Origin of the sequence: Pseudomonas sp. (genome assembly GCF_050739655.1) — a bacterium.
Taxonomy (GTDB): domain Bacteria; phylum Pseudomonadota; class Gammaproteobacteria; order Pseudomonadales; family Pseudomonadaceae; genus Aquipseudomonas.
Genome location: NZ_JBOIBY010000438.1, coordinates 1 through 5,410, shown reverse-complemented (window position 1 = coordinate 5,410; position 5,410 = coordinate 1). Strand labels below are relative to the sequence as shown.

Genomic DNA, 5,410 nt, shown 5'->3' with positions numbered 1-5,410 from the left:
CGCTTGCATCGCTGGCAAGCCAGCTCCCACAGGGATCGTGTCAGGTTTGAAGTGGGTGGGTTAACAGGCGAAGACCGATGACAAAAGCAAAAACAGGCAAGCCAATGGAAGGGTCGCGCAGTCGGTCGCAGATCATCGTGCTGTTCATCGCGCTGATCATCTTCATCATGTTGTTGTTCGCCAACTTCGCGTACCTCAATACCCAAGCCACCTACGACAAACAGTACATCGGCCACGCCGGTGAGCTGCGCGTACTGTCCCAACGCATTGCCAAGAACGCCACCGAAGCGGCTGCCGGCAAGGCGGCGGCGTTCAAATTGCTCAGCGATGCGCGCAATGATTTTGCCCGGCGCTGGGGCTATCTGAAGAAAGGTGACCCATCCACCGGCCTGCCACCGGCACCGGCTACCGTGCGCCCGGAAATGCGCGCCGTGCAACTGGACTGGGAGCGCTTGCTGAAAAACACCGACGCCATCCTCTCCAGCGAACAAACCGTACTGTCGCTGCATCAGGTTGCCGCAACCCTGGCCGAAACCGTGCCGCAGTTGCAGGTCGAGTACGAAAAAGTAGTGGAAATACTCCTGCAACGCGGAGCTCCAGCCGCGCAGGTGGCGATGGCCCAGCGGCAATCGCTGCTGGCCGAACGAATTCTGGGCGCCGTCAACACGGTGTTGTCCGGGGACGAAAGCTCGCAACAGGCCGCCGACGCCTTCGGTCGCGATGCGGCGCGTTTCGGCCAGGTGCTCAATGGCATGCTCCAGGGCAACCAGGCGTTGCGGGTCAGCCAGGTTGAGGACCACGACGCGCGTGCGCGGTTGGTCGAGATTTCCGAGTTGTTCGAGTTCGTCTCAGGCTCCGTGGATGAAATCCTCGAAACCTCGCCGGAGCTGTTCAAGGTTCGTGAGTCGGCGACCAATATTTTCAGCCTGTCGCAAACCCTGCTCGACGAAGCCTCGCACCTGGCCAGCGGGTTCGAAAACCTTGCCGGCGGGCGCGACACCGACACCATCGGCGGCTACGTGCTGGGCCTGGCGGCACTGATGTCGATCATCCTCATCGGCCTTGTAATGGTGCGCGAAACCAATCGTCAGCTGCGGGAAACCGCGGAGAAGAACGAGCGCAACCAGAACGCGATCATGCGCCTGCTCGACGAGATCGAGGATCTGGCCGACGGTGACCTGACCGTGACCGCTTCGGTGACTGAGGATTTCACCGGCACCATCGCCGACTCCATCAACTACTCAGTGGATCAGCTACGGGATCTGGTGACGACCATCAACCTCACGGCCGGCCAGGTCGCCTCTGCCGTGCAGGAAACCCAGGCCACCGCCATGCACCTGGCGCAGGCCTCGGAACATCAGGCGCAACAGATTTCTGAAGCGTCCACCGCCATCAACGACATGGCCGAGTCCATCGATCAGGTGTCGGCCAACGCCGCCGAATCCTCGGCGGTGGCGGAGCGTTCGGTGGAGATTGCCAACAAGGGCAACGAGGTGGTGCACAACACCATTCACGGCATGGACAACATCCGCGAACAGATTCAGGACACCGCCAAGCGCATCAAGCGCCTGGGCGAATCGTCCCAGGAAATCGGCGACATCGTCAGCCTGATCGACGACATCGCCGACCAGACCAACATCCTGGCCCTCAATGCGGCGATCCAGGCTTCCATGGCCGGTGACGCCGGGCGCGGCTTCGCGGTGGTTGCCGATGAAGTGCAACGGTTGGCCGAGCGCTCCTCCAAGGCCACGCAACAGATTGAAACCCTGGTACGGGCGATCCAGACCGACACCAACGAAGCAGTGATTTCCATGGAGCAGACCACCACCGAAGTGGTGCGCGGCGCGCGTCTGGCGCAGGATGCGGGTGTGGCCCTGGAGGAAATCGAAGGTGTATCCAAAACCCTGGCGGCGCTGATCCAGAGTATTTCCAACGCGGCGCAACAACAGACGTCGTCTGCCGGTCAGATTTCCCTGACGATGAACGTGATCCAGCAGATCACCACGCAGACCTCGTCCGGTTCTTCCGCCACCGCCGAGAGCATCGGAAACCTGGCGAAAATGGCCAGCCAGTTGCGGCGCTCGGTGTCCGGTTTCACCTTGCCCGACACCAAGGTTTCGGTGGCGGACAACGCTTGAATCCGCCCACGGGCGCAGGCTATTTGATTGAAGTGGGGACTGGAGTGGTTATGGGTGATCGGCACGACTATGTGGCCCTTGAATGGGTCAAGGGCGAAATTGCCGAAACGCTGAAGCAGGCTCATCACGCGATCGAAACCCAGCTTGATGACCCGCAGGCGACGCACGCCCTGAGCGAATGCCTGGCCTGCATCCATCAGGTTCACGGCAGTTTGCAGATGGTCGAATTCTACGGGGCGGCTCTGCTCGCCGAAGAAATGGAGCAGTTGGTCGCCGCGTTGCAGGAAGGTCGCGTCAGTCATCGTGACGAGGCGTTGCACTTGATGCTGCAAGCGCTGGGGCAACTGCCGACCTACCTCGACCGCGTGCAAGGCGCCCGCCGTGATTTGCCTTTGGTTGTTCTGCCGCTGATTAACGATCTGCGCAGCGCCCGTGGCGAAAGTCGGTTGTCGGAAACCAGCCTGTTCAGCCCGCAATTGCCGGATCTGCAACCCCTCGACAAAGAATCGCTGGCGTCGTTGGAACCGCCTGAGTTGCCGAATGTGCTGCGCAAGTTGCGGCAGATGTTGCAGATGGCGCTGGTCGGTCTGTTGCGTGAACAGGACGACGACACTCATCTCGGTTACCTGGCCAAAGTCTTCACCCGACTCGAAGGTCTCTGCGCCAATGCGCCGCTGAGTCCGTTGTGGCAGGTTGCCTCGGCACTGGTCGAAGGCATGCGCGGCGGTGTCATTGCCAACAGTCCGGCCTTGCGCAGCCTGTTCAAGGACGCCGACAAGGAACTCAAGCGCCTGCTCGAACAGGGCATGTCTGCGATCAATCAGCCACCGCCGGCCGACTTGCTCAAGAGTTTGCTGTTTTACATTGCCAAAGCCGAACACCCCACCGGGCAGATGCTGACCATGAAAGATCGCTACGGACTGGACGACGCGCTACCTGACAGCGCGATGGTCGATGAAGAACGCGCACGGCTGGCCGGTCCCGACCGCGATGCCATGCGTTCGGTGTTGACCGCGCTGTGCGAAGAGCTGGTGCGGGTCAAGGAGCGCCTCGATCTGTTCGTGCGCAGCGACCGGCAAAACGCCTCCGATCTCGATAGCCTGCTGGCACCCCTGCGGCAAATCGCCGACACCCTGGCGGTGCTTGGGTTCGGCCAGCCACGAAAGGTCATCATCGATCAATTGGCGATGGTGTTGAGCCTCGCCCAAGGCCAGCGCGCGCCCGACGATGCGATCCTCATGGATGTCGCCGGCGCCTTGCTCTATGTCGAAGCCACGCTGGCCGGCATGGTCGGCACGGTGGAGCCCGAGAGCCAGGAGGACAGTCGCCTGCCGACCACCGACCTGACGCAGATCCATCAGATCGTGATCAAGGAAACGCGCATCTGCCTGCAACAAGCCAAGGACATGATCGTCGACTACATCGACGCCGACTGGGATCGTCAGCACCTTCAGCCGTTGCCGGCATTGCTGACCCAGGTGCGTGGCGCACTGGCGATGATTCCGTTAAGCAGGGCCGCCAGCCTGATCGAGACTTGCAACCACTTCATCTGCGAGCACTTGCTGCTTGATCCGGATCAGCCCGGTTGGCAGGCCCTCGATAGCCTCGCCGACGTCATCACCAGCCTCGAGTATTACCTGGAACGCCTGAGCGATGACCCGCAGGCCCCAGGCGAACAACTGCTCGACGTCGCGCAAACCAGCCTGGCTGCGCTCGGATGCTTCCCCAGCGAACAACAGGTGCCGGTGCTTGAGGATGTGCTGAGCCCCAGCGAAGCGCAGGTCATGCAACAGCAGCAGGAGCGTGACGCGTCCGCCATCGTCCAGACCCTGGCCGATGTGTTGGCGAACCCGGTATCGGCCCTAAACCCTCCGGCGCTCGATACGCCAGGCAGCCTGTTACCGCCTCCGTCAGGCGAAGAGCCGGTGGACGATGAGCTGCGGGAAGTGTTCCTCGAAGAAACCGATGAGGTTCTGGAAATCCTTCGTGAATACCTGCCGCGCTGGTCGATCAATCCCGATAGCAGAACGGCCCTGAGTGAACTGCGCCGCGCCTTCCATACCCTCAAGGGCAGTGGTCGGATGGTTCGCGCATTGGTACTTGGCGAACTGGCCTGGTCGGTAGAAAACCTGCTCAACCGCGTGCTGGAAAACAGCGTGGAACCGGGCGCCACGGTCCAGCAGTTGTTGGGTGATGTACTCCATCTGTTGCCCGAACTGGTGGCTGAATACGCCGCCAATGCCCAGCGCCAGCGCAACGATGTCGACCAGTTGGCCGCCCGTGCCCATGCCCTGGCCAAAGGCGAGGAGTCCGCATGCGACGAGGATACCCAGGACGTCACGGCCCTTGATCCGCTGTTGCTGGAGATCTTCCGCAAGGAAGCCGAAACCCATTTGGGCAGCCTCAGTCGCTTCCTCGATCAAGCCGCCGAACTCATGCCGTTGCAGGCCAGTGACGAATTGCAGCGTGCGCTGCATACCCTCAAGGGCAGCGCGTCGATGGCGGGCGTATTGCCGATTGCCGAGCTGGCCGCGCCGCTGGATCAACTGGCGCGCGAGTACAAGGCTCACCAGCTGGCGCTGGATCTGGACGAGGTTGAACTGCTGCTGGAGGCGCATGGGTTGTTCCGACTTGGCTTGCGCCAGCTCAGGAGCGATCCCCTGGCTGAAATTCCCCACGCCCGTGCCTTGATCGAACGGGCCAAGGCGATGCTGGCCGAGCGTTTGCAAAATCTTTTGGAAGCGCCGAGTACCGGATTACGGATCAAGCGTGATCCGCAGCTGATCAACAACTTCCTGGCCCAGGGCATGGACATCCTGTTCGACGCCGAAAGCCTGTTGCAGCGCTGGCAGCAACACCCCGGGGAGCGCCAGGAACTCAGCGCGCTGCTGGATGAATTGACCACCCTGGGTGAAGGCGCGCATCTGGCCGATCTGCATCCGGTGGACGAACTCTGCGAAGCGTTGCTGGACCTTTATGGTGCCGTGGAAGAAAGCAGCCTGGCTGTCAGCGAGGCGTTTTTCCAAGAGGCGCAAAGTGCCCATGAAGCGCTGATCAACATGCTCGATGAGCTGGCCGCCGGGCAGGAAATCAGCCCGCGCCCGGAACGGATCCGCGCCTTGCATGGTTTGCTCGATGAGAGTCTTGATCCGTCGGCCATGGGCCTGATTCGCAGTGATGGCAGCCGCAGCCTGAGCATTCGCGAACTATCCGATGTCACCGCCGAACTGGAAAAAACCCTGCCCCCTGTAGGAGCGAGCTCGCTCGCGAAA

At 61.5% G+C, this 5,410-nt stretch carries 2 protein-coding genes; both read left to right on the top strand.

Going from position 1 to position 5,410, the window contains the following annotated elements; genetic code table 11:
- The first annotated feature begins 77 nt into the window (after window positions 1-77).
- Window positions 78-2,138: a methyl-accepting chemotaxis protein gene (locus ACRESJ_RS21210; RefSeq protein ID WP_431759648.1), complete on the top strand. Its 2,061-nt coding sequence runs from the start codon at window positions 78-80 to the stop codon at window positions 2,136-2,138.
- Window positions 2,139-2,188: 50 nt separating this feature from the next.
- Window positions 2,189-5,410 (top strand): Hpt domain-containing protein (locus ACRESJ_RS21205; RefSeq protein ID WP_431759647.1); only part of this gene is annotated, 3,222 nt, incomplete at its 3' end.